Origin of the sequence: Pseudoduganella buxea (assembly GCF_009720835.1) — a bacterium.
In the GTDB taxonomy this organism is placed as follows: domain Bacteria; phylum Pseudomonadota; class Gammaproteobacteria; order Burkholderiales; family Burkholderiaceae_D; genus Rugamonas; species Rugamonas buxea.
The window spans coordinates 1-24,109 of the sequence record NZ_WNKZ01000033.1 but is presented as its reverse complement, the minus strand read 5'-3'; the positions used below and the strand labels follow the sequence as shown (position 1 = coordinate 24,109).

Here is a 24,109-nt window from a genome sequence, read left to right as displayed (position 1 = left end):
CATGCCATTTTTCGTGACCAGGCAAGCTGTTGCAGCCTTGCCACTTGGGTTGCTCGTTGGGAAATTCCACGACGAACTCCGTGTTACACTTTCCTGTTGGCAAACCGCTGATTTCCCTTCGCTATGCACCTTCCTCCCGCGCGTCGGCCCTGGCCGGCACGCCCGCCTTCGACTTTCCCTGTGCCGCGCGGCACCGGAACCCTGCCGTCGTGGGCGGGATGGGCGTGCGTGCTGCTGCTGGCGTGGCTGGCGGCCGTGGCACCTGCGTCCGCGTCCGGGGCACCGCCGGGACGCCAGGTACTGGTGCTGTACTCGCTGGGGGCCGATTCGGCGTCGATCTGGCAGCAGTTGCTGCACAAGGGGCTGGAGGAAGAGCTGGCGCGCAACGCCTGGACGACGGCGCCCGGCATCTTCGAGGAACGTTTCGACGGCGCCCGCCTGGGCGAGGATGCCGCCGCCGCTGCCATGGCGCCCTACCTGCGCGCCAAGTATGCCGACGTGAAGCTGGACGCCATCATCGCCGAGAACCAGCTGGCGAACCGCTTCCTGGCTGCGCATCCGGACCTGTTCCCTGGCGTGCCGCGCCATTACGTCAACCACGGCCGGCGCGACTGGCAGCCGGACGACGGCTCCAGCCTGGAAGTGCTGCCGGACTTCGTGCGCTCGCTGGGCGTCATCACGCAGATGGCGCCGGCCGTCAAGCGCATCGTCGTCATCGGCGACCAGACCCGCCGCGTGCAGCAGTGGCTGGTCAGCCTGCGCGCGGCGGCCAGCCTGTACCGCCACCGGATCGTCTTCGAGTACCACGACCGCGCCACCTTCGCCGAACTGGAAAGACTGGTCGGCTCGCTCGACCGCACCAGTGCCGTGTTCCTGCTGCCAACAGGGCTCGACAGCACAGGCGCCCTGATTACGCCGCCCACCCTGGCGCGCCGCCTGGCGGCCGCCAGCAATGCGCCCATTTTCACCAGCCTGCAGTCGCTGGTGCTGCCTGGCATCGTCGGCGGCTATGTCGTCAGCGGCGAGAGCATCGGCCGCATCATCGCCCGCATCATGCTGGGCCAGCCCGTCGACACGGCGAAAGTCCAGGGCTACTATTTCGACTACCCCACGGTACGCCGCTTCGGCCTGGGCGCCGTGCCGTCCGGCGCCATCCTGCTGAACCGGCCCGGCAATATCTGGGACCTGTATGGCTGGCAGATCATCGCCGGGCTGACCTTGATCGTCGTCGAAGGGGTGCTGATCACGGCCCTGTTCGTGGCGCTGCGCGACCGCCGCCGCACGCTGGCCGTGTTGAACGACGAGCGCAACAGCCTGGAGGACCGGGTGCTGCAGCGCACCCTGGAACTGCTGATGGCCAACACGAAGCTGGAACAGCTGGCCACGACGGACCCGCTGACGGGCATCGCCAACCGGCGCAAGATGACGGACACCATCGGCGCCGAACTGGAGCGGGCCGCGCGCTTCGGCCACCCGCTGTCCGTGCTGATGGTCGACATCGACTACTTCAAGCGCATCAACGACACCTTCGGTCATGAAGTGGGCGACCGCGCCATCGTCGCCATGGCCAGGCTGCTGACGGCGTCGCTGCGCACGATCGACACGGCGGCCCGCTTCGGTGGCGAGGAATTCGTCGTGCTGATGCCGGAAACGGACGAGGACGTCGCCACCATCGCTGCGGAGCGGCTGCGCGAAGCGGCGAGCGCGATCCGCCTGGCCGGCGAGGACGGTGTGCAGGTGGCGCTGACGGTAACGATCGGCGTGGCCTCGGCCCGTCCGGACGACACGCCGTCGGCCCTGATGGTGCGTGCCGACAAGGCCCTCTATCGGGGCAAGAAGGACGGCCGCAACCGGGTGGTGCGGGACGGCTGCGTCGCCGCCCGGGCCGGCTAGCCCCCCGGCTTACTCGGCATCCGGCTGGGCCGACGGATGCGCGGCCTGGAACGCGGGGATGCCGGCGCAGGCGGCGTGGATGCGCTCGATGGTGGGATACGGCGCCAGGTCGACGGCGAAGCGCTGGGCGTTGAACACTTGCGGCACCAGGCAGCAGTCGGCCAAGGTGGGCGTGTCGCCATGGCAGAAGCGGCCCGTTTCGCCGTCACGCGCCAGATGCGTTTCCAGCACCGCCAGGCCGTCGCGCAGCCAGTGGCGGTACCAGTCCATCTTCGATTCTTCGGACAGGCCCATCGGGCCCGTCAGGTGCTGCAGCACGCGCAGGTTCGTCAGCGGATGGGTGTCGGCCGCGATCGTGAGCGCCAGCGCCCGCACCCGCGCCCGGCCCGCCGCATCCTGCGGCAACAGCGGCATGAACGGATGGGTCTCGTCCAGATACTCGATGATCGCCAGCGACTGCGTCAACGTCACCCCATCGACCTGCAGCGCCGGCACCAGCGCGGCCGGATTGATGTCGCGGTATGGCTGCTGCCGCTGCTCACCGCCGCCCCGCAGCAAATGCACGGGCACGGCCTCGTAGGCCAGGCCCTTCAGGTTCAACGCGATACGCACCCGGTAGGCGGCCGAGCTGCGAAAGTACGTGTACAGTTTCATGGCTATTCTTCACGCAAACATTGCCAGGAAAATGGGGACAGACCCCATTTTTCGAGCAACATTGTTGACTAGTTGTTGACTAGGAGCTAGGAGCCCGGCCCTCAGGCCCGGCCGGGGTAGCGGCGCACGACCTGGTCGATGGTGCCGAAGATGCTGGCGCCCTCCGCGTCCTGCATCTCGATGCGCACCGTGTCGCCGAAGCGCAGGAACGGCGTCTGCGGCGCGCCGCCCTCGATGGTTTCGTACATGCGCACTTCGGCCAGGCAGCAGTAGCCGACGCCGCCGTTTTCCACGGACGAGCCGTGCAGGCTGCCCTGCTTGTTCGACACGGTGCCCGAGCCGATGATGGTGCCGGCGCCCAGTTCGCGCGTCTTGGCCGCATGCGCCACCAGCTGGGCGAAGCTGAACGTCATGTCCTCGCCCGCGTTCGGCCGCCCGAAGGGCTTGCCGTTCAGGTCGACGCGCAGCGGCAGGCGCACCTTGTTGTCCTGCCAGGCGTCGCCCAGCTCGTCGGGCGTGACGGCCACGGGGGAAAACGCGCTGGCCGGCTTCGACTGGAAGAAGCCGAAGCCTTTGGCCAGTTCGTTCGGAATCAGGTTGCGCAGCGACACATCGTTGACAAGCATGACAAGGCGGATGGCCCCGGCGGCCTCTTCCGGCGTCGCGCCCATCGGCACGTCGCCCGTGACGACGGCCACTTCCGCCTCCAGGTCGATGCCCCACTCTTCCGACAGCGCGTCGATGGGGTCGCGCGGGCCGACGAAACGGTCCGAGCCGCCCTGGTACATCAGGGGATCGTTGTAGAACGAGGCCGGCACTTCCGCATTGCGCGCCTTGCGCACCAGCTCGACGTGGTTGATATAGGCCGAACCGTCGGCCCACTGGTAGGCCCGGGGCAGCGGCGAATGGCAGGCGGCCTGGTCGAACGGCTGCGCCTCAGGCGCTTCGCCCGCTTCGAGGGCCGCGGCGATGCGGGCCAGTTGCGGCGCCACCGTTTCCCAGTCGTCCAGCGCGGCCTGCAGGGTGGTGGCGATGGCCGGCACGGGCACGCAATGGCGCAGGTCGCGGCTGACGACGACCAGCTGGCCGTCGCGTTTGTCATTCTTCAAGGTGGCAAATTTCATGTGCGGCGCTTTCCAGGATATCGGTTGGCTTATTAGACGCCCGATTGAGCTATCATACAAACGATATTTTCAAGCACATTTATCACCTTTCTTAATGAATCCCACGATCCGCCAGATGCGCGCCCTCGTCGCGGTCGCCCGTACGGGCAGCTTCACGCAGGCCGCCGCCCTGCTGCACCTGACCCAGTCCGCCCTGTCCGGCCAGATCAAGGAGCTGGAGCAGATACTGGGCGTGAAGGTGGTCGAGCGCAACACGCGCCGGGTCGAGCTGGCGGACGTGGGCCGGGAACTGGTGCCCCTGTTCGACAAGATGCTGCAGGACCTGGACGGCGCCATGCTCGATATCGCCAGCCGCAAGGCCTTGCGCAAGGGCGTCGTGCGGGTGGCGGCGCCGCAGATGATGGCCTGCACCTTGCTGCCGCAAGTGATGGCGGCGTACCGGGCCGAACATCCCGGCGTGCAGGTGCTGCTGGTCGATTGCGCCGTCGACAACGTGGCCCAGCGTGTCGCCAGCGGCGAGGTCGACATCGGCGTCGGCCCGGAGCGCGACGCGCCGGCCGATATCGATGCCCAGCTGCTGTTCGACCTGCCCTTCGTCGCCGTATTCCCGCCCGACCATCCCTTGGCGGCGCGGCAGGCCGTCACGTGGGCTGACATGGACGACTATCCCTTTATCGCGCTGCAGGGCCAGTTCACGGAACGGCTGCTGCGCGACATGCGTACCCGCAGCCAGCCCGGCCCCATTACGCCATACAGCGAAGTGACGTTCATGACGACGGCACTGGCCATGGTGGCGGCGGGCCTGGGCGTCACGGCCTGCCTGCCCTACGCAGCGCCCATGGTGCGCCTGCACGGCCTCGAAATGCGGCCGCTGACCGCGCCCGAACTGACCCGCAAGTTCTTCATCCACACCCGGACCACACGTTCGCTGTCGCCCGCCGCCGAGCGCTTCATCGCCTTCCTGCGCACTTTCGTGGAACGCCTGCCCGCCGTGCTGTAAGCGCGGCGGCGTCGCTGCGGTACCCCGCCCCCATCCTCCCCATCGCCTGACGACGCGACATGCTCGCGGAACGCGTTGCTGGGCCGCGACATTAAATAAAGCTTATTGCTTTATTTAATTATGGAAAGCACAATCGGCATCGCTGCACCGACATCGATAACAATATTGAGGAGACACAGCATGACCGCTATCACCCGCATGGCCCTTTCCCTGGCACTCGGCGTCCTGTCCGGCGCCGCGCACGCCGACGCTTACCCCAACGACACCGAAGGCTTCCACGGCTATCTGCGCGCCAGCACCGGCAGCAGTTCCAGACATGGCCCGCAAAGCTGCTATGCGCTGGGCGGGCCGACGTCGTCCTATCGGCTCGGCAACGAGTGCGATTCGTACACGGAGTTCGGCTATACGAAGGAACTGGCCACGGCGCCGAACGGCGTCAGCTTCGTCGGCACGATCTGGGTCAGCGGCTATGCGCCGGGCTCGGATTTTCGCGATGCCGGGCTGAAGCTGTTGAAGGGCTATGTCGAAGCGAGGGGCCTGCCCTTCCTGAACGGCGGCATGGCGTGGATCGGCAAGCGGTATTACTACCGTCCCGACATCCACATGCTCGATATGCAGTACATCAATATGAACGGCACCGGCGGCGGCCTGGACAAGATCGGCCTGGGCCCGGGCAAGCTGAGCTATGCCGTGTTCAAGGACAACGATACCAACACCACCGGTGCCGGCGGCGCCATCGTCAACACGCCCGCCGCGCTACGCCAGAACCTGCTGTACCAGGACTTGCCCGTCAATGCCGGCGGCACGCTCGACGCGGCGCTGACGATCGTCACGGCCAGCGGGCGCAACCGTGCAAAGCAGGGCCAAGGAGATGCCGGCCACGACGGCTGGGCCATCGGCCTGTTCCACCGGCAGCAGGCGCTTGGCGGCAGCAACCTGGCCGGCTTCCAGTACGGCAGCGGTCCGGGCACGGGTATCGGCCTGTGCTGCTCGCGCATGGGGCCATCGGGCAGCACGGCGCTGGGCGCGGACGTGAAGCGCATCCGCGTGCTCGACAATCTGGTGATCCAGCCAAGCCGCCGCTTCAGCCTGGAGCTGGCGGCGCTGTACCAGAAGGACAAGGCGGATGACCCGGTGCTGCGCAATACCTGGACCACGCTGGGCGTGCGGCCCGTCTACGCTGCCTTGCCCAACCTGAAGCTGCAAGCCGAACTGGGTTATACCGCGCTGCGGCAGGACAGCACCGGCCAGACCGCGCGCCTGACCAAGCTGACCCTGGCGCCCGCGATCGCGCTGGGCGAAAGCTACTGGTCGCGGCCGGAACTGCGCCTGTTCGTCACCTACGGCAAGTGGAACGGCGCGGCCACGCCGCTGGTGAACGCCAGCAACAATGGCGGCCCCGTATATGGGGATGCGACCAGCGGCACGTCGGCCGGCCTGCAGGTCGAGGCCTGGTGGTAGGCAGGACGCTGCACCCGCGCCGGATCAGGCTTCCAGCTTGAGGAACAGCTCGCGGTCCGGCGCGAAATTGGCATACAGGGGCAGCAGCGCGCCGCCCAGGGCGCGCGCGTCGGAACCGATGGTGCCGGCCTGCACCTGCGGCCGCTGCACGCCCTCCCAGTCGTACAGTTCGATGGCGCCGGCAATGGCCGCCATCAACTGGTCCAGCAGCGTGCGGCTGCACGAGCCGTCCACGATGACCCCTTCCGGATCGAGCACGCAACTGGCACTGGCGATGGCCATCGCGATCGCCCGCGCCGCCTGGCCGACCCACTGCGTGCTGTGCTCGGCCCAAGGTGCCTGGCAGGCGCGCTCGTCGTAGGCCGCGGCCGGGTCCAGCCCGGCCGCCTCGTACCGGCGTTCCAGGCCCAGCAGTGAAGCGGTCGACAGCAGTTGCGCCGGTGCGCCGGCACCGGCCGCCGCCACGCCCACCGGCAGCGAGCCGACCGCGCCCGCGTTGCCGTGCAGCCCCGCATACAGGTTGCTGTCGATGACCAGCCCGCCGCCGATGAAGGTATCGACGAACAGGTACAGGAAACTCTTGACGCTGCGACCCCGGCCCGCCACCAGTTCGGCCACGCAGGCCGCCGCCGTGTCCTTCGCGAACATGACCGGCAAGCCTGTGTCCGCCTCGATGCGGCGCGCCACGTCCAGTTGCTGCCAGCGCCCGCCCTGGTCCTGCGCCACGCCCATCAGCTCCTGCCAGCTGCCCAGGGACAGGGGCGCCGCCACGCCGATGCCCAGGATGCGGCTGCGCAGCGCCGGCGCCAGCGACGCCCGCATCGCACCGACCTGCTCGGCAATGGCCTGGAATACCAGGTCCGGCTCGGGAAACGCGTACGTCCGCGAATAACGCATGCGGACCGCGTTGGTGAAGTCGAGCAGCAGCACGTCCAGGCTGCGCCGGCCGATCTTGACCCCGATCGAAAAGGCGCCATCGGGGCGCAAGGCAATCGGCACCGACGGCTGGCCGATCTTGCCGCGCAGGGGTTCGAGTTTCATCACCAGGCCGTCGTCGGCCAGCCGCGCGATGATCAGCGCCACTGTCTGCGTGCTCAGCGTGGTCAGCCGCGCGAGGTCGGCCTTCGGCAGGCTGCCATGCAGCCGGATCGCCTGCAGCACGACGCGCTCGTTGAACTGGCGCATGCCGGTCTGGTTCGATCCCCGCGGACGCAGGTTGGCAGCCTCCGGTTCTTCCGGCGCCGATGCGGCGGGTCGGTGAATATCCTGCATGTACGGCTCCTGCGCGGACGCATTAGGGGTTGGTCTGGCGAAGACGCGAGTCTGCACCATGATGCCCGCGTTGGCAATATTGCCCGGTAACCACGACGGTTCGCTGGCCGTGGCCTTGCCGCGACCAATTAAATCAAATAGCTTGATTTAATCATACGACAAGAATATATTTCAGTCAGCGCTGCCTGCGCTCCCCTGCCCGGCTCGATCCCGGCAGGTAGACCAACAAGAACTTTACGGAGACCTGCATGACTGCAAAGCATTGCTTCGCCCTTGCGTTGATCGCATCCACCACCGGCCTTGCCGCCGCCGCCGAGCCCGTTATCGGCCTGATCACGAAGACTGAAATCAATCCCTTTTTCGTCAAGATGAAGGAAGGCGCGCAACAGGCCGCCAAGCTGCGCGGCGCGAAGTTGCTGACGGCGGCGGGCAAGTCCGACGGCGACAATGCCGGCCAGGTCACGGCGATCGAAAACATGGTGTCGGCCGGCGCCAGGGCCATCCTGATCACGCCCAGCGATTCCAAGGCCATCGTGCCGGCCATCCGCAGGGCACGCGAACAGGGCGTGCTGGTCATCGCCCTGGACAGCCCGGCCGAACCGGCCAGTGCCACCGATGCGCTGTTTGCCACCGACAACTTCAAGGCCGGCCTGCTGATCGGGCAGTATGCCAAGGCGGCGCTGGCCGGCAAGCCGGCAAGAATCGCCACGCTCGACCTGTTCCCCGGCCACCCGGTCGGCATTGCCCGCCACAACGGCTTCCTGGCCGGCTACGGCATCGCCGGCGTCAGCCCGAAAACCGTGGGCCTGGCAAAACATGGGGACGTGGTCTGCATGGCCGACAGTTTCGGCGACCAGGGCAAGGGGCAGACGGCGATGGAAAACTGCCTGCAGAAGAACCCGGACATCAACCTGGTCTACGCTATCAACGAGCCCGCTGCCGCCGGTGCCTACAAGGCGCTGAAGGCGGCCGGCAAGGACAAGGACGTGCTGGTGGTATCCGTCGACGGCGGCTGCGCCGGCGTGCGCGACGTCCGGTCCGGTGCCATCGGCGCCACGTCGCAACAGTACCCCCTGAAGATGGCCGCGCTGGCGGTCGATGCCGGCGTCGCCTACGCGAAGACGGGCAAGAAGGCCAGCGGCTATGTCGACACCGGCGTCACGCTCGTCACCGACAAGCCCATGGCAGGCGTGGACAGCCGTGACACCGCCTTCGGCCTGAGCGCCTGCTGGGGCAAGTAAGCATCGTCCGGGGCGCCGCCGCCCCGCCCCCATTTTGCGAAAGGAAACCCATGAATGCCCAACTGAAGCCCGTGCCCGTCGCGCCCGTATCCGCCTTGCCCACCCACCAGGGCCTGGCCCGCCTGAAAGACGTGCTGCCCCCGGTGACCGTGCTCGGCCCCCTGCTTGCGTTGCTGGCCGCCGTCCTTTTCTTCGCCACGCAGTCCGAGCGCTTTCTCACCGGACAGAATTTCTCATTGATCCTGCAGCAGGTGATGGTGGTCGGCGTGATCGCCATTGGCCAGACCCTGATCATCCTGACGGCCGGTATCGACCTGTCGTGCGGCATGGCGATGGCGCTGGGCTCGGTCGTGCTGTCCAAGTTCGCCGTCGACCTGGGCCTGCCGCCCTTTGCCGCCGTGCTGTGCGGCATGGCCGCCTGCGTGCTGATCGGCTTCGTCAACGGCGCGCTGGTCACGTCGATCAAGCTGCCGCCCTTTATCGTCACGCTCGGCACGATGAATATCGCCTTCGCCATCACGCAGATCTATTCGCAGGCACAGACCGTGACGGGCTTGCCGGAAGCGATGACGTTCTTCGGCAACACCTTCCGTCTCGGTGAAACCAGTGTCACGTACGGCACCGTGCTGATGCTGGCCCTTTACCTGCTGACCTGGCTATTCCTCCGCGAAACGGCGCCGGGGCGCCACCTGTACGCGGTGGGCAACAACCCGGAAGCGGCGCGCCTGACGGGCATTCCGACGTCGCGGGTGCTGCTGGGCGTCTACATGATCGCCGGCTTGTTCTACGGCATCGCCGCCCTGTTGTCGGTGGCCCGCATGGGCGTCGGCGATCCGCAGGGGGGCCAGACGGACAATCTCGACAGCATCACGGCCGTCGTGCTGGGCGGCACCAGCCTGTTCGGCGGGCGCGGCTCCATCGTCGGCACGCTGGTCGGCGTACTCATCGTCGGCGTGTTCCGCAATGGACTGACCTTGATGGGCGTGGCTTCCGTCTACCAGATCCTGGTCACCGGCATCCTCGTCATCCTGGCTGTCGCCACCGACCAACTGACGCACAAGAAGGGTTGAATCATGACTGCAACGACTACCGCCACCGTGCTGCAGGCGCGCGGCCTGGTGAAACGCTACGGCGGCGTGACCGCGCTCGACGGCACCGACTTCGACCTGCGTGCCGGCGAAATCCTGGCCGTCATCGGCGATAACGGCGCCGGCAAATCGTCGCTGATCAAGGCCCTGTCCGGCGCCGTCGTGCCGGACGAAGGACAGTTGCGCCTGGACGGCGAACTGGTGCATTTCAAGTCGCCCATCGACGCGCGCCGCCATGGCATCGAGACGGTCTACCAGGACCTGGCCGTGGCGCCGGCCATGACGATCGCGGAAAACCTGTTCCTCGGCCGCGAGCTGCTGCGCCCGGGCGTGCTGGGCAAATGGCTGCGCCTGATCGACAAGAAGCGCATGCTGGCCGAGGCGGCCGGCCATATGCAGGACCTGAGAATCGGCATCCGCTCGATGCAGCAGGCCGTCGGCACCTTGTCGGGCGGGCAGCGCCAGGGCGTGGCGGTGGCGCGCAGCACGGCGTTCGCGAAACACGTCGTCATCCTCGACGAGCCGACTGCCGCGCTGGGCGTCAAGGAGGGCAATATGGTGCTGGAGCTGATACGGCGCGTACGCGACCGCGGCCTGCCAGTTATCCTGATCAGCCACAACATGCCGCACGTCTTCGAAATCGCCGACCGCATCCATATCCAGCGCCTGGGCAGGCGCGTTGCCGTCGTCGACCCCAGGCATATCGGCATGTCCGATACCGTTGCCGTGATGACGGGCGCGAAGGACCCGCGCGAGCTGCCGGAACTGGCCCATGCTTAAAGGCATCGATCCCCTGCTGAGCCCGGAATTGCTGAAAGTGCTGGCCGAAATGGGCCACGGCGACGCCGTCGCCATCGTCGATGCCAATTTCACCGCCGCCACGCTGGGGCGCGGCAAGCCCGTGATCCGCCTGCCCGGCATCGGCCTGCAGCGCGCCTGCGCCGCCGTGCTGTCGGTATTTCCGCTCGACCTGCCCGGCCAGCCGGTCACGTTCATGGCCGTCTCGGAAAGGCCGGACGGTTACCGGTCGGGCCTGCAACGCGAACTGCTGGCACTGTGCGCCGAGGCCGGCTCGGCGCCGGCGGCACAGTGCGAAGCGCTGGAACGCTTTGCCTTCTACGAACGGGTCAAGTCGGCCCATGCCATCGTGCAGACGGGGGAATTGCAGCCCTACGCCAACTTCCTGTTCCGCAAGGGGGTGCTCGCCGGGCCGCACGAGGTCCGGTGACGCCACGGCCGCCTGCGGCACGTTTCGACGTCCTTCAATTTTTTACTACAGGCCGCGCGCCGCGCGGTCCAACTCGGGAGAATCACATGGTAGTGACATTCGGCGAAGCCCTGGTCGACATGATCGAAATGCCGGACGGCCGCTTTGCCGCCGCGCTCGGCGGGGCCGTCTGCAATTTCGCGGTCGCCGCGGCGCGCCAGCAGATGGACGTGACCTACCTCAACCCCCTGTCGCAGGACAGCTTTGGCCAGGGCTTTGCGCGCCTGCTGGCGCAGGCCGGCATCCATCTGGCCAGCCCCACGCGCAGCGCCAGGCCGACCTCGCTGGCCATCGTCACGCTCGACGCCGACGGCTCGCCCAGCTACGCCTTCCACCGCGAGTGCGTGGCCGACCGCGACATCGCACCGGCGCAAGCGTGCGCGATGCTGCCGCCGAGCATGTCGCTGTTCCATACGGGCGGCCTGGCGCTGGTGCCCGACGATATCGATGCGACGCTGGCCGTCATCGCGGCCGCGGCCGCCGCCGGTGCCCTGGTGTCGATTGACGCCAACCTGCGTCCGCGCGTCTGCGGCGACCTGCCGTCCTATGCCGCCGGCGTGCGCCGCGCCCTCGCGCTGGCCCACCTGATCAAGGTCAGCGAGGAGGACCTGTTGCACCTCGGGTATGGCGGCATGGCGCCGCTGGGGGCCGCACGGATGCTGCTGGACACGCTGGACGTATCCCTGATCGCCCTGACACTTGGCGCGCAGGGCGCCGTGCTGCTGTCGCGGCGAGCCTGCATCACGCTCGGGGCCCCGGAAGGCATCGACGTCGTCGACACCGTCGGCTGCGGCGACAGCTTCCTCGCCGGGCTGGTGGCCAGCCTGGCCGCGGATGGCGCGCTGTCGGCCGCCGCGCTGGACGACGCCGACGACGCCGTCCTGGAGCGTGCGCTGTGCCATGGCGTGGCCGCCGCCAGCCTGAACGCGATGCGCCAGGGCTGCCAGCCACCGGGCGCAGCCGACGTGGCGCAGTTCCTGGCGTCGGGCGCGATGCCGCAGCCCCGCACGGAAAAAACGGGCACATCCGACGGGCGCTCGCCACGGCACCCGGCCCCGCCCGCTGCGGACGCGCAGGTGGCCCAGGTAGCCCAGCGAGCGTAATAGTCACGCAGCCCCCTGTGTCGCCCCGGGGGCGTACAGGGGCACCGCACGTGCCGTCGCGGCGCGTGCGGGCGCCGTGCCGGAAGTGGCGGACGGGCGCTACAATCGTCGCTTTCCGCTCCCCCTGCTCCCATGTCGCACAACACCATCGAAATCAACCGCGCGATGGACCGCTTCGACGGTCACCACAGCGTCTGGCTGTTCGGTTACGGCTCGCTGATCTACAAGGCCGACTTCCCCTACCTGGAACGCCGCCCCGCCAGCATCGCCGGCTGGACGCGCCGCTTCTGGCAAGGCTCGCACGACCACCGGGGCACGCCGGAGGCGCCGGGCCGCGTCGCCACCATCGTGCCGGCAGCGGGCGCCATCTGCCACGGCATGGCCTACCTCGTCACGCCGGAGGAATTCACCCACCTGGACCACCGCGAAAAGAACGGCTACCTGCGCCTGGCCATCGACATCCGCTTCGACGGCGGCGGCACCGAGGAAGGCCTGGTCTACATCGCCCGCCACGACAACGCCGCCTACCTGGGCGAAGCCCCGGAACTGGAGATCGCCCGCCACATCGCCCGCGCCCAAGGCCCCAGCGGCCCGAATGCCGAGTACCTGCTGCGCCTGGCCCAGGCGCTGCGGGACATGGGGCATGTGGATGAGCATGTGTTTGCCATCGAGGATTATCTGGCGGGGCTGGACGACGGGGGCTTGCCCCGGCCGGCATGACGGCGAGCGCCGAACATGAAGGAAAATCCCGGGGAAACGGGGCGGGAAGCCGGCAAACCCATTGGTGCCGGGCGATGGCGCGACAATGGCGATGGCCCCCGACAGAACATCGGACAGAACAGCGGCCAGAACAGCGGCGATAACATCGGACAGAACAGCGGCCAGGACACCGGGCAGGGCACCGGCCACGGACTCGTTCCCGGCCCCGCCCGCGCGCAGCGTCGCACGACGCCTCGGCAACGTCCTGCGTCCCTGCCAGCCATGCTGTTCGACGGGGCCATGCTGCTGCTGGCGCTGGCGTACGGCGTGCTGCAGGCAGCGCAATCGATCTCGCAGTACGACCTGGAGCGCCAAGTCTCCGCCGCCCGGATCGTGCGTGTCAGCGAGCTGGCAAAGACCTCGACGGGGACGGCATGCGCGCTGACCCCGTACGTGACCGAGACCCGCATGGCCGGACTGAACACGGAGCGCATCAACCGCCACCTGCGCGACGTCCACTATTTCGGGGACGACCCGTACTGGGCGCTCGTCATCGCGACACCTGCCGCCGTGCACCTGTCGACGATCGCCCGGAGCAAGTTCGATATTCTCGGCATGCATCATCTGGTTCCGCCGCAGGGCCAGCCAGCCACCGTCGAGCGCATCAAGGCGCAATTCCCTGCGGGCTTCGTACCGGCCGAATGCGCGCCCCTGCACCGGGCCGTCCTCGTCAGGATCTCGCTGCCGCGCGGGGACTATATGCTGATGGGTACGCTGCCCGACTGAGCCGGGCTTCTTTCCTAGAACAAATCCAACTGCCCCGCCTTCACGGCCGCCGCCGCCCGCGCCCCGGCGGCCGGCACCACCAGCGGGCGCCGGAACAGCGTGCGGTCGAGCTGCTTGAAGCGCATGCCCTTGCCACCCAGGCCGAAGCGGGCGATGCCCTTTTCCATGCGCTGGCTGATCAGGTCGGCCCAGATGCCGCTGCCGTGCATGCGCGTGGCAAACGAGGCGTCGTAATCCTTGCCGCCGTGCATTTCCCGCACGCGGTTCATCACGCGCTGGGCGCGGTCGGGGAAATGGGCTTCCAGCCACTGCTGGAACAGGGGATTGACTTCCCAGGGCAGCCGCAGCACGACATGGCTGGCGGCGATGGCGCCGGCATCGCGCGCCGCTTCCATGATCTTCTCGATTTCCGGTTCCGTCACGAACGGGATGATGGGCGCGATCGACACGCCGACGGGAATGCCCGCCTCCGTCAACGTGCGGATGGTGCGCAGCCGGCGCTCGGGCGCTGCGGCGCGGGGCTCCAGGGTGCGGGCAATCTTCGGGTCCAGGGTCGTCAGGGTGATCGATGCCGCCGCCAGGCCCTTTTTCGCCATCGCCGCCAGGATGTCGATATCGCGCTCGATCAGCGAGGACTTCGTGATCAGCCCGACGGGGTGGTTGCACTCGTGCAGCACCTCCAGCACCCTGCGCGTCAGGCCGTATTCACGCTCGCAGGGCTGGTAGGCATCTGTGTTGACGCCCAGCGCGATGGGTTCGACCGTATAGCCGGGCTTGGACAGCTCGCTGCGCAACAGTTCCGGCGCATTGACCTTGGCATACAGCCGGCTTTCGAAGTCCAGCCCCGGGGACAGGCCCAGGTAGCTGTGCGACGGGCGGGCGAAACAGTAGATGCAGCCGTGCTCGCAGCCCCGGTAGGGGTTCAGCGACACGCCGAAGGGAATGTCCGGCGACTGGTTGCGGCTGAGGATGGACTTGGCCATTTCCTCGGTCACCAGGGTGCGGCGCAGCATGGCGCCCTCCGCGTCGCCATCTTCGCGCTCCCAGCCGTCGTCGAAGATCTCGCGCTGGTCGAGTTCATACCGTCCCTGAAGGTTGGAGACGGCGCCCCGGCCTTTTTGCGCCGTCACCCCATGGCGCGCGCCCAGGCCCCGCAGCGATTGCGGCGGCAGCATCGGAATGGCCCGGCGCCGGGTGTCGTTGTCGACGGCATTGTCATCAAGCATGAGACCTCCACCAGGAACTGTATGTATATACAGTATTCTAGACCGATTCGCCAGCGCCTGCAACGCGCACGCTTGCCACTGTGCCGTCGTGTGTCCGCGATGTGACAAGCTGGTCACGGTCTTGTCATGCCGCCAACGCCGGTTCAACTGGTATGATTCGGCATTCCGCAGGTCGGCGCAGGCACCGTCGCGCGCGATCCAACCCATTTCAAGAGCAAAATGAGCACATCAAACAACTTGCCGTCGTTCTGGAGCCGGATTCCCCTCGCCTTCAGCTCCTTCTTCAAGATCCTGGGCGACGCCGAATTCGCCGCGCGCATCCAGCGCGGCCCCGCCCCTGAACCGGCCGCCGCGCCCGTCGCGCCAGCGCCCGCACCGGTCGTGACGCCGCCACCGCCGCCACCGCTGCGCGAAGCCACGCCGGACGCCGCCCTGCAACTGCTGGCACTGCTGCAACGCGAAGCGCGCCTGATCGACTTCACGCAGGAAAACCTGGCCGGTTATGCCGATGCCGATATCGGCGCGGCTGCCCGCGTCGTACACGAAGGCTGCAGCAAGGTGCTGCGCGAGCACTTCACCATCGAAGCGGTGCGCAGCGAAGCCGAAGGCAGCCGCATCACCTTGGACGAAGGCTTCGACGCGGCCAGCGTGCGCCTGACCGGCAATGTCGTCGGCAAGCCGCCGTTCAAGGGCGCGCTGAGCCACCGCGGCTGGCGCGCCACCAGCGTGCGCCTGCCGAAACTGGCCGAAGCGCATGACGCGAAAATCCTGGCGCCGGCCGAGGTGGAACTGTGAGCGAAGGTGAAAACATGAGCCGCTATGCCATCGGCATCGATCTGGGCACGACGCACAGCGCCCTCTCTTATGTCGACCTGTCCGCCAGCGATGGCGAAAAGACGGCGCAAGGCGTGCTGGCCGTGCCCCAGCTGACGGCGCCCGGCACGGTGGAAGAGCTGCCGCTGCTGCCGTCCTTCCTGTACCTGCCGCACCCGGACGAAATGGCGACGAGCGAACTGGCGCTGCCGTGGAACGCCGATGGTGCCGGCCCCGTGGCGGGCGAGATGGCCCGTGCCCGCGGCGCGACGACGCCGATCCGCCTCGTGTCGAGCGCGAAGAGCTGGCTGTGCCACCCCGGCGTGGACCGCCGCGCCGCCATCCTGCCGAACGACGCGCCGGAAGAAGTGACGCGCGTGTCGCCGTTGGAAGCATCCACGCGCTACCTGGCCCACCTGCGCCAGGCCTGGGATGCGGCCCATCCGGAAGCCCCCTTCGCCGAGCAGGCCGTGACGGTGACGATTCCCGCCTCGTTCGACCCGGGCGCGCGCGAGCTGACGGCCGAAGCGGCCCGCAACGCCGGCTACGACAGCGTGACCCTGCTGGAAGAACCGCAGGCCGCGCTGTACAGCTGGATCCAGGGCAGCGAAGGCCGCTGGCGCAAGGACGTCAAGCCGGGCGACATCATCCTGGTGGTGGACGTGGGCGGCGGCACCAGCGATTTTTCCCTGATCGCCATCACGGAGCGCGACGGCAAGCTCGAACCGCACCGCGTGGCCGTGGGCGACCATATCCTGCTGGGCGGCGACAATATGGACCTGGCGCTGGCCCACCTGGTGGCGCGCAAGCTGGGCGCCAACGGCACCCAGCTCGATGCCTGGCAACTGCGCGCGCTGACGTATGGCTGCCGCGCCGCCAAGGAAGCGCTGCTGGCCGACGCCAGTGCGCAGACGTGGCCCATCGTCGTGCCCAGCCGCGGCTCGAAGCTGATCGGCGGGTCGATCCGCACGGAACTGACGCGCGACGAAGTCACCGCCTTCATCACGGACGGCTTCTTCCCCAAAGTGGACGCGGCCGCGCGCCCGGCCGTGCGCACCCGCGCCGGCCTGACGCAACTGGGCCTGCCGTATGCGCAGGACGCGGCCATCACGCGCCATCTGGCTGCCTTCCTGGGCCGCCAGGTCGGTGCCACGGCCGACGTGCCGGGCTTCGCGGACCGCCAGAATGCGGAACACACCTTCCTGCATCCGAGCGCCGTGCTGTTCAACGGCGGCGTGTTCAAGTCGGCCCTGCTGGCCCAGCGCGTGATGGACACCATCAACGACTGGCTGTACCTGGAAGGCGCGGAAGGCGCGCGCATGCTGGGCGGCGCGGACCTGGACCTGGCCGTGGCGCGCGGCGCCGCGTATTACAGCTACGTGCGGCGCGGCGAAGGCGTGCGCATTCGCGGCGGCACGGCGCGCTCCTACTATGTCGCGGTCGAATCGGCGATGCCGGCCATTCCCGGCATGGAGCCGCCGATCCAGGCCCTGTGCGTGGCGCCGTTCGGCATGGAAGAAGGCAGCGAGCTGGAACTGCCCGGCCAGGAGTTCGGCCTGGTGGTGGGCGAGCCGGTGCACTTCCGCTTCTTCGGTTCGTCGACGCGCCGGCAGGACGCCATCGGCGCCGTGCTCGATTTCTGGGGCCCGGAGGAACTGATCGAACTGAACGAGATCCAGGCCACCTTGTCGCCGGAAGGCCGCCAGCCGGGCGACGTGGTGCAGGTGCGCCTGCATGCACGTGCCACGGAAGCCGGTACCCTGGAGCTGCTGGCAGTAGCGAACGACGGCCAGCGCTGGAAGGTGGAGTTCGACGTCCGCGCGGGCGACGGCCAGTAATCGCGCGATGAGCCAGTACCTGGTCAGTATCGACCTGGGCACCACCAACACGGTGCTCGCGTATGCCGCGCCTGCCGCGCCCGGCGCGCGCGACGTCCAGCTGTTCGACATCGAGCAGCTGACGGCGCCGGGCGAAGTGGGCAGCGCCACGCTGCTGCCGTCGGCCCGTTACCACCCCGCCGACGGCGAACTGGCCGAAGGCGAGCTGCAACTGCCGTGGCGCCAGGATGACGTGGCAGCCGTGGCGCAAGTCGTCGTCGGCCGCCTGGCCCGGCGCCTCGGGGCGGCCGTGCCGGGCCGGCTGGTGGCCAGTGCCAAGAGCTGGCTGTCCCACCCCGGCGTCGATCGCATGGCGCCGATCCTGCCATGGGGCGCCGACGAGGGCGTGCCGAAGGTCTCGCCCGTGGGCGCCAGCGCCAGCTACCTGGCGCACCTGCGCGGCGCCTGGAACCACCGCTTCCCCGACCATCCGCTCGAAAAGCAGCAGATCGTGCTGACGATCCCCGCCTCCTTCGACGACGGCGCCCGCGCGCTGACCCTGGAAGCGGCGCGGCTGGCCGGCCTGCCCAAACTACGACTGCTGGAAGAACCGCAGGCGGCCCTGTACGACTGGCTGTACCGCCACCGCGACTCGCTGGCCGCCGACCTGGCCGAGACCCGGCTCGTGCTGGTGGCCGACGTGGGCGGCGGCACCACCGACTTCTCGCTGGTGCAGGTGGAAGTAGTGGACGGCGAACCGGTGCTCACGCGTATCGGCGTGGGCAATCACCTGATCCTCGGTGGCGACAATATGGACCTGGCCCTGGCCCACCTGGCCGAATCGCGGCTGGCGCAGCCGGACGCACCGGCGGCACGCCTGTCGCCCGGACGGCTGGCGCAATTGACGGAACGCTGCCGCGCCGCCAAGGAGCAGCTGCTGGAAGCGGACGGCCCGGCCCAGGCCACCGTCACCCTGCTGGGCAGCGGCTCGAAGCTGATCGGCGGCAGCCGCTCCGTCACCCTGCTGAAGGACGACGTGGAACGCATCGTCGTCGACGGCTTCTTCCCCCTCAACGAAACGCAGGACGAAGCGCGGCGGGGCCGTGGTGCCATCGTCGAATTCGGCCTGCCATATGCCGCCGACGCGGCCGTGACGCGCCACCTGGTGTCCTTCCTGCGCCAGCATGCCGCCGCCGCCCGCGCGGCGCTGGGCCAGCCGGACGACGGCAGCCTGGCCGTGCCGGACACCCTGCTGCTCAATGGCGGCGTGTTCCGCGCTGGCGCGCTGGCCCGGCGGCTGGAACAGACGCTGACCGCCTGGCGCGCGGCGCGGCATCTGCCGCCCGTGCGCGTGCTGCACAATGAAAATCCCGATGTGGCCGTGGCCCGTGGCGGCGTGGCCTATTCGCTGGCGCGGCAAGGCTTCGCGCCCGCCATCGAAGGCGGTTCGCCCCGCGCCTACTACCTGCTGCTCGATGGCGACAAGTCGCCCGGCGTGGCCCGCCGCGCCGTCTGCATCCTGCCGCGCGGGGCCCAGCCGGGGCGCGAAATCGGCCTGGCCGACCGCACCTTCGGCCTGCGCCTGGGCCGGCCCGTGCGCTTCCACCTGGTGTCCACCGTCAGCGACCTGGGCGAGCGCGCCGGCGACGTCGTCGAACTCGACCCGGCCGACTTCGTCGCGCTGCCGCCCGTCGCCACCGTGTTGCGCCTGGCCGGCAGCGACGCACGCAAGGAAGTGCCGGTGCAGCTGGCCGTGGCCTTGTCCGAAGTGGGCACCCTGGACGTGCACTGCGTGGAAGCGTCGCGCCCTGACGGCGAGCGCTGGCTGCTGGAATTCCAGTTACGCGGCATCGACGACGACACGGGAGCCGTACCGGACGAGCCGCCGCCGCCCCGCTTCGCCGACGCGGTGGAACGGATCGACCGCATCTTCGGCGGCCGCACCTTGCAGGTCGACGCCAAGGAAGTGCGCCAGCTGCGCGCCGGCCTGGAAAACCTGCTGGGCAGCCGCGAACGGTGGCCCACGCCGCTGCTGCGCCACCTGTTCGACGCGCTGATGGAACGGGCCAAGGGCCGCCGCCGCTCGCCCGAGCACGAGCGCGTGTGGCTGAACCTGGCCGGCTACTGCCTGCGTCCCGGCTTCGGCGACACGCTGGACGGCTGGCGCATCGAACAGCTGTGGGCCCTGTTCGAAACGGGCGTGCAGTACCAGAAGGACAGCCAGGTGCGGGCCGAGTGGTGGACCCTGTGGCGCCGCGTCGCCGGCGGCCTGGACGCGACCGCGCAACTGCGCCTGCTGGACGACTTCGCGTTCAACCTGCAGGCCAGCGCGGCGGAGCGGGGCCGGCGCCCCGTCACCCTGGTCGACGGCAGCGAGGAAGACATGCTGCGCCTGGGCGCCGCGCTGGAACGCATCCCGTCGGCCTACAAGGCGGAAATCGGCAACTGGATGCTGGGCGAGATCACGAAGCTGCCCGCGTCGGGCCCGAAGTTCGACACCCGCGCCGCCGCCAGCTTCAGCCGCTACCTGTGGGCCCTGGGCCGGGTCGGCGCACGCCAGCCCTTCCACGGCAGCGCCCACGAAGTGGCGCCGGTGGCGGCGGTGGAAACCTGGCTGGCCGCCATCCTGCAGCTGGACTGGAAACGCATCGAGCCGGCCGGCTTCGCCGCCGCCCACCTGGCCCGCAAGACGGGTGACCGCTCGCGCGACATCGGCGACCCGCTGCGGGACGACATCGTGCGCCGCCTGACAGGCACCGGCGCGCCCGCCACGTGGATCGCCATGGTCCGGGACGTCGTCGAACTGGACCAGGCCAGCGAACAGCGCATGTTCGGCGAGGCGCTGCCGCCGGGGTTGAAGCTGATCGGCTGAGGCGGTACGCGGCCTTTACATTCGGTGTCAGGAAAATGATTCATCAGCGATGTTGCCTATGCACGTCGGTGCTTTAGTTGTCTGACACCGAATTCGAAGCACCGGTGGCGTCAAGGGAAGGTGCCGGCCGTCCGGCCAGCGCCAGCTGCTGCGCGACGAAGCCGTCGAAGGCCGTCAGCAGCGGCGCGTAGCGTTCGCCCTCGCCTTCCAGCTGCACCAGCGCGTGCACCGTCGCCTCGAAGGTGGACAGCTGCCCCGGTGCGTGGGCCTTGCGGATCAGGTAGTGGGATGCAGGCGTATCGTGCAGCGCCAGCCGGGGCAGCGCCTGCAGCGGCGGGTTCAGGTACAGCATCTTGCGGCTCTTGCGCCAGGTGGCGTCCAGCACCACCAGCAGCAGTTCGTCCGGGCTGGCAGCCCAGGCGGCATCGAAGGGCGGCGGCGGCGCGATGCCGAGCGAGCGGTCGCCCGGCGTCTCGGGGTACAGCAGCACGGCGCGGCGCGGGCCTGCCAGCAATGCCGTCAGCGCCGCGGGATCGAAGGCCTCGCCGACGGCCAGCATGCTGCCCGGCAGCGACAGGTGCAGCAGCCGCGCGCTGTTCTTGGCGTTGTTCACTTCCATCGGATGCTGCAGGAACAGCACGGATGCGCGGCTGGCGACGGGATGGACCCACTGGCAGATGCACGTGGCAGCGGGCCGCAGGCAGGCCGCACAGGCGAGGCGCTTGGGGCGATTGACATTCATGGGCGGCATTGTAGCGCCACCGCGCCGCCGCCCAGCCGTCACGTCAGGCCGTCAGCCGCGCCACGGCTGTCGTGCCCCGTTCCTCGCGCCGGCGGTGCGGCTGGCCGCCATCAAGCGCGACCCTGAACACGGCCACGGCATCGGCCAGGCGCGAGGACTGTTCCTGCATCGCCTCGGCGGCCGCCGCCGCTTCCTCTACCAGCGCCGCGTTCTGCTGCGTCACCTGGTCCATCTGCGTGATGGCCTGGTTGACCTGCTCGATGCCCGTCTGCTGCTGGGCGCTGGCGTCGGCGATGCGGTTCATGATGTCCGTCACCTGCTGGATCGCCGCCACCACTTCCTGCATCGTGTCGCCGGCGCGGCCGACCAGGGCACTGCCCGTCTGCACCTGCTGGGCCGAGTCGGAGATGAGGGCGGCGATTTCCTTCGCCGCCGTGTGCGAGCGCTGGGCCAGCGCCCGCACTTCCGAGGCGACGACGGCAAAGCCCCGCCCCTGCTCGCCCGCGCGCGCCGCCTCGACGGCCGCGTTCAAAGCCAGGATATTGGTCTGGAAGGCGATGCTGTCGATGACGCCGATGATGTCGACGATGCGGCCGGACGAGGCGCTGATGGCATCCATCGTGCGCACCACGTCGCCCACCACGGCGCCGCCCTGCACCGCCGTGTCGGCGGCCATGCGGGCCAGCTCGCGCGCCTTGTGCGCGTTCTCGGCGTTGAAGCGCACGGTGGAGGTCAGTTCGTCCATCGACGACGCGGTCTGCTGCAGCGAACTGGCCTGCTGCTCCGTGCGCGAGGACAGGTCCATGTTCCCCGCCGCGATCTCGGTCGATGCCGTCGTGATGGTCTCCGTGCCGTTGCGCACCTGGCCGACGATATTGACCAGGCTCGCGTTCATCTTCTTCAGCGCCGCCATCAGCTGGCCCATCTCGTCGCGCCCGGCCGTGTCGATGGTGCTGGTCAGGTCGCCCGACGACACGCGCTCGGCGATGTCGACGGCCTGGCGCAGCGGTGCCGTGATGGTGCGCGTGATGCGCCAGGCCAGCAGCACGCCGGCGCCGATCGCCAGCACGCCGAAGCTTAGCAGCAGGTTGCGCCCGCTCGCATAGGCCTGCTGGATCTGCGCCGCCGTGTCGTCCAGCGCCTTCTGTTCCGTCTCCAGCAGGGACCCCAGCGCGGCCAGGTAGGCCATGCGGCTCGTTTCCAGGTCGGTGGTGTAGAGCCGGCGCGCGCCGGCCGGATCGGTGGTCTTGGTCGTCAATACCGTCTTGCGGATGGTCAGGTAGTTCTTGCGGGCGGCCAGCACGGCGGCATGGCCGCTGCGGCTTGCGGGGGATGTCAGTTCCTTCCCGAGGAAATCCTGGATTTCCGTGGCGCGCCCGGAGGACTGCGCCATCGTCGCCTCGATGGCCTTCTGCTCGGCCGGATCGGCGGCCAGGAAGGCGGCGCTGGCGCGCGCGGCGTTGACTTCGATGATCTTGGTCCACTCGGCCATCAGGCGCTCGTTGCGGGCTTGTTCGCCCACCAGCTTCGCCGTCATCTGGCTGGCCTGCTGCATGCGCAGCAGCCCGGCCAGGGTCATCATCGCCAACAGTGCCAGCACCACCCCGAAGCCCATGCCAAGCCGTGCTCCGATCCGAAGATTGCGCAGATTGCCCATCATTTCTCCCTCAGCATGCCGCCGGTACGGCCAGTCTGAACGTATTGCAGAGGGATTGCAAGCGTGCGCCGGTGCCGTCACCCCCCGTCTGGCACCTGGCCGCGCAGTTGGCCGCGCAGTTGCTCGATCCCCAGCAGTTCGTCCAGCAGGGCCATCTGGGCGCGGTCCGTGACGACGCTGTGCAGCCACTCGTGCAGCGGCATCGCGCCCCAGGCGGCGGCCTTGTCGGCCAGGTAGCCCACGGGGCTGTGCGGCTCGGCGCGGTGGAAGTACTCGGCCACGCGGCGCAGCTGCTCCAGGGCCTGCTGGCGCGAGGAGATGCCGCCGTCGTGCTTCGCGCCGGCCCGCTCCGTGCCGGTGCGCGCCGGCCCGGCGATGCCCTCGGCGATGGCCGGGTGGTCGGGCACGGCGTCCGGCGCGAGCAGGCCGATGAAGTCGATCGCATGCTGCAGCGCTTCGCGTGCCGGGCCGAAGACCGGGCCGTCGGCGCCCAGGCGTGCATCGACGGCGCGCTCCAGCGCCTGCAGCGAGGCCAGGCAGTACTGGGCATCGGCCAGCAGCGTCGCGTTGAAGCGGGGCGAGTTGCGGCGGCGCCGGGCATCGAGTTCGTCGATGCCGGGACCGGCGGCACGGGCCGGCTGGCCCCAGGGGTCGTCGTCGTCGACCTCCGGCCCGGGCTGCGCGGCGCGCCGGCGGGCCGCTTCGAAATCGGCCAGTGCCACGCCGCCGTCCTCCGTCACGGGGATCTCCTTGACCAGCTGCGGCGAGCGTGACAGCAGCCAGCACAGGTTCCCGATGCGCAGTTCGTTGTCGCCGTCTTCCGGCGCCGGATGCAGGCTGTCCCAGAAGCGTTCACACAGGCCGGCAAGCAAGGTGTAGCCGTCGCCCAGGCCGCGGAAATGGCGCGTCTTGGCGTGGGCCTCGGCCAGCCACACGGCCAGGCGCAGGTCCTTGCTGCGCGACCGGATCAGCCGCTCGCAGTGGCTGGCCACGAACGGCCAGTCTGCTTCCTTCAAAGCCTCCTTCCATTCGCCCTGCTCCAGCGCGGGATCGTCCTCGCGCCGCGCGCTGGCGATGGCATCGACTTCGCTGGAAAAGCTCAGGTCCTCGCCGCCGGCCCGCGTGGCGCTGATGGGCACGAGCAGTTGATCGATGTCGAGCATGGTGTCTCCTTCAATGGCTGTTTCGAATGGCGCCGGCGGCCTGGAACGGCACCAGCCGCAGGCAGTCGAGCAGGGCCGGCTGGATGCGGCCCAGCACGCGCGACGTGGCGACGACGACGGCGTCGCCCGTGCCATGGCCGTCCAGCGCCCGCCGCAGCGCCGCCGCGACGTCGGGATGCGCCTGTTCCAGCGCATCGAGCACGATGACGCCGCGCGGCGCCTGGCGCAGGG

General features: G+C 68.9%; 21 protein-coding genes. 13 read left to right on the top strand and 8 right to left on the bottom strand.

What is annotated here, in order from left to right; translation table 11 throughout:
• Nucleotides 1-228: 228 nt before the first annotated feature.
• A complete protein-coding gene (locus GM672_RS13035) occupies nucleotides 229-1,893 on the top strand; it encodes a GGDEF domain-containing protein (protein WP_229427655.1) in 1,665 nt (554 codons plus the stop codon).
• A gap of 9 nt (nucleotides 1,894-1,902) precedes the next feature.
• On the opposite strand, the gene maiA is transcribed toward GM672_RS13035, so the two are convergent.
• Together maiA and GM672_RS13025 are read right to left on the bottom strand one after the other, a co-directional pair.
• A complete protein-coding gene (maiA, locus tag GM672_RS13030; RefSeq protein ID WP_155470964.1) occupies nucleotides 1,903-2,547 on the bottom strand; it encodes a maleylacetoacetate isomerase in 645 nt (214 codons plus the stop codon).
• 101 nt (nucleotides 2,548-2,648) lie between these two features.
• Nucleotides 2,649-3,671 (bottom strand): fumarylacetoacetate hydrolase family protein, encoded by a 1,023-nt coding sequence (locus GM672_RS13025; RefSeq protein WP_155470963.1) that lies wholly within the window; start codon nucleotides 3,669-3,671, stop codon nucleotides 2,649-2,651.
• A 94-nt stretch (nucleotides 3,672-3,765) separates the two neighbouring features.
• On the opposite strand from GM672_RS13025, the gene GM672_RS13020 reads away from it, so the two are divergent.
• Nucleotides 3,766-4,671: a LysR family transcriptional regulator gene (locus GM672_RS13020; protein WP_155470962.1), complete on the top strand. Its 906-nt coding sequence runs from the start codon at nucleotides 3,766-3,768 to the stop codon at nucleotides 4,669-4,671.
• Between the two features lie 180 nt (nucleotides 4,672-4,851).
• Nucleotides 4,852-6,132 carry a maltoporin gene (locus tag GM672_RS13015; RefSeq protein WP_229417712.1) on the top strand — a complete coding sequence of 427 codons (1,281 nt, stop codon included), beginning with the start codon at nucleotides 4,852-4,854 and terminating at the stop codon, nucleotides 6,130-6,132.
• 24 nt (nucleotides 6,133-6,156) lie between these two features.
• On the opposite strand, the gene GM672_RS13010 is transcribed toward GM672_RS13015, so the two are convergent.
• Nucleotides 6,157-7,404, bottom strand: coding sequence for an ROK family transcriptional regulator (locus GM672_RS13010; protein WP_155470961.1), 1,248 nt, complete (start codon nucleotides 7,402-7,404; stop codon nucleotides 6,157-6,159).
• A 248-nt stretch (nucleotides 7,405-7,652) separates the two neighbouring features.
• Between GM672_RS13010 and GM672_RS13005 the strand changes: the two genes are divergently transcribed.
• From GM672_RS13005 to GM672_RS12975, 7 genes are all read left to right on the top strand, one after another.
• Entirely contained in the window at nucleotides 7,653-8,645 is a 993-nt protein-coding gene (locus tag GM672_RS13005; RefSeq protein ID WP_155470960.1) for a sugar ABC transporter substrate-binding protein, read from the top strand.
• A 50-nt stretch (nucleotides 8,646-8,695) separates the two neighbouring features.
• Nucleotides 8,696-9,715 (top strand): ABC transporter permease, encoded by a 1,020-nt coding sequence (locus tag GM672_RS13000; RefSeq protein ID WP_155470959.1) that lies wholly within the window; start codon nucleotides 8,696-8,698, stop codon nucleotides 9,713-9,715.
• 3 nt (nucleotides 9,716-9,718) lie between these two features.
• Entirely contained in the window at nucleotides 9,719-10,513 is a 795-nt protein-coding gene (locus GM672_RS12995) for an ATP-binding cassette domain-containing protein (RefSeq protein WP_155470958.1), read from the top strand.
• Nucleotides 10,506-10,961, top strand: a complete 456-nt coding sequence (locus GM672_RS12990) for an RbsD/FucU family protein (RefSeq protein WP_155470957.1) — start codon at nucleotides 10,506-10,508, stop codon at nucleotides 10,959-10,961. The genes GM672_RS12995 and GM672_RS12990 overlap by 8 nt, the downstream gene beginning before the upstream one ends.
• 86 nt (nucleotides 10,962-11,047) lie before the next feature.
• The gene (locus tag GM672_RS12985) at nucleotides 11,048-12,103 is read left to right on the top strand and encodes a PfkB family carbohydrate kinase (RefSeq protein WP_155470956.1); all 1,056 of its coding nucleotides are present in this window, start codon (nucleotides 11,048-11,050) and stop codon (nucleotides 12,101-12,103) included.
• Nucleotides 12,104-12,235: 132 nt separating this feature from the next.
• On the top strand, nucleotides 12,236-12,823 hold the full coding sequence (locus GM672_RS12980) for a gamma-glutamylcyclotransferase (RefSeq protein WP_155470955.1): 588 nt from the start codon (nucleotides 12,236-12,238) through the stop codon (nucleotides 12,821-12,823).
• Between the two features lie 15 nt (nucleotides 12,824-12,838).
• A complete protein-coding gene (locus GM672_RS12975; protein WP_155470954.1) occupies nucleotides 12,839-13,588 on the top strand; it encodes a hypothetical protein in 750 nt (249 codons plus the stop codon).
• Nucleotides 13,589-13,602: 14 nt separating this feature from the next.
• Here the strand turns inward: GM672_RS12975 and GM672_RS12970 are convergent, their stop codons facing one another.
• Nucleotides 13,603-14,763: a PA0069 family radical SAM protein gene (locus GM672_RS12970; protein WP_155470995.1), complete on the bottom strand. Its 1,161-nt coding sequence runs from the start codon at nucleotides 14,761-14,763 to the stop codon at nucleotides 13,603-13,605.
• Nucleotides 14,764-15,033: 270 nt separating this feature from the next.
• Between GM672_RS12970 and GM672_RS12965 the strand changes: the two genes are divergently transcribed.
• The 3 genes from GM672_RS12965 to GM672_RS12955 are packed head-to-tail and all read left to right on the top strand — an operon-like array spanning nucleotide 15,034 to nucleotide 20,316.
• Nucleotides 15,034-15,609, top strand: a complete 576-nt coding sequence (locus GM672_RS12965; RefSeq protein ID WP_155470953.1) for a DUF2760 domain-containing protein — start codon at nucleotides 15,034-15,036, stop codon at nucleotides 15,607-15,609.
• A 14-nt stretch (nucleotides 15,610-15,623) separates the two neighbouring features.
• Complete coding sequence (locus GM672_RS12960) at nucleotides 15,624-17,465, top strand: Hsp70 family protein (RefSeq protein ID WP_155470952.1); 1,842 nt, start codon at nucleotides 15,624-15,626, stop codon at nucleotides 17,463-17,465.
• 7 nt (nucleotides 17,466-17,472) lie between these two features.
• Complete coding sequence (locus GM672_RS12955; protein ID WP_155470951.1) at nucleotides 17,473-20,316, top strand: Hsp70 family protein; 2,844 nt, start codon at nucleotides 17,473-17,475, stop codon at nucleotides 20,314-20,316.
• Between the two features lie 73 nt (nucleotides 20,317-20,389).
• Here the strand turns inward: GM672_RS12955 and GM672_RS12950 are convergent, their stop codons facing one another.
• The 4 genes from GM672_RS12950 to GM672_RS28345 all read right to left on the bottom strand — a co-directional run.
• Nucleotides 20,390-21,058 carry a tRNA-uridine aminocarboxypropyltransferase gene (locus GM672_RS12950; RefSeq protein ID WP_155470950.1) on the bottom strand — a complete coding sequence of 223 codons (669 nt, stop codon included), beginning with the start codon at nucleotides 21,056-21,058 and terminating at the stop codon, nucleotides 20,390-20,392.
• Nucleotides 21,059-21,101: 43 nt separating this feature from the next.
• Nucleotides 21,102-22,718: a methyl-accepting chemotaxis protein gene (locus GM672_RS12945; RefSeq protein ID WP_211517360.1), complete on the bottom strand. Its 1,617-nt coding sequence runs from the start codon at nucleotides 22,716-22,718 to the stop codon at nucleotides 21,102-21,104.
• 74 nt (nucleotides 22,719-22,792) lie between these two features.
• Nucleotides 22,793-23,878, bottom strand: coding sequence for a type VI secretion system protein TssA (tssA, locus tag GM672_RS12940; RefSeq protein ID WP_155470949.1), 1,086 nt, complete (start codon nucleotides 23,876-23,878; stop codon nucleotides 22,793-22,795).
• Between the two features lie 10 nt (nucleotides 23,879-23,888).
• Nucleotides 23,889-24,109 (bottom strand): P-loop NTPase family protein (locus tag GM672_RS28345; protein WP_170300049.1); only part of this gene is annotated, 221 nt, incomplete at its 5' end.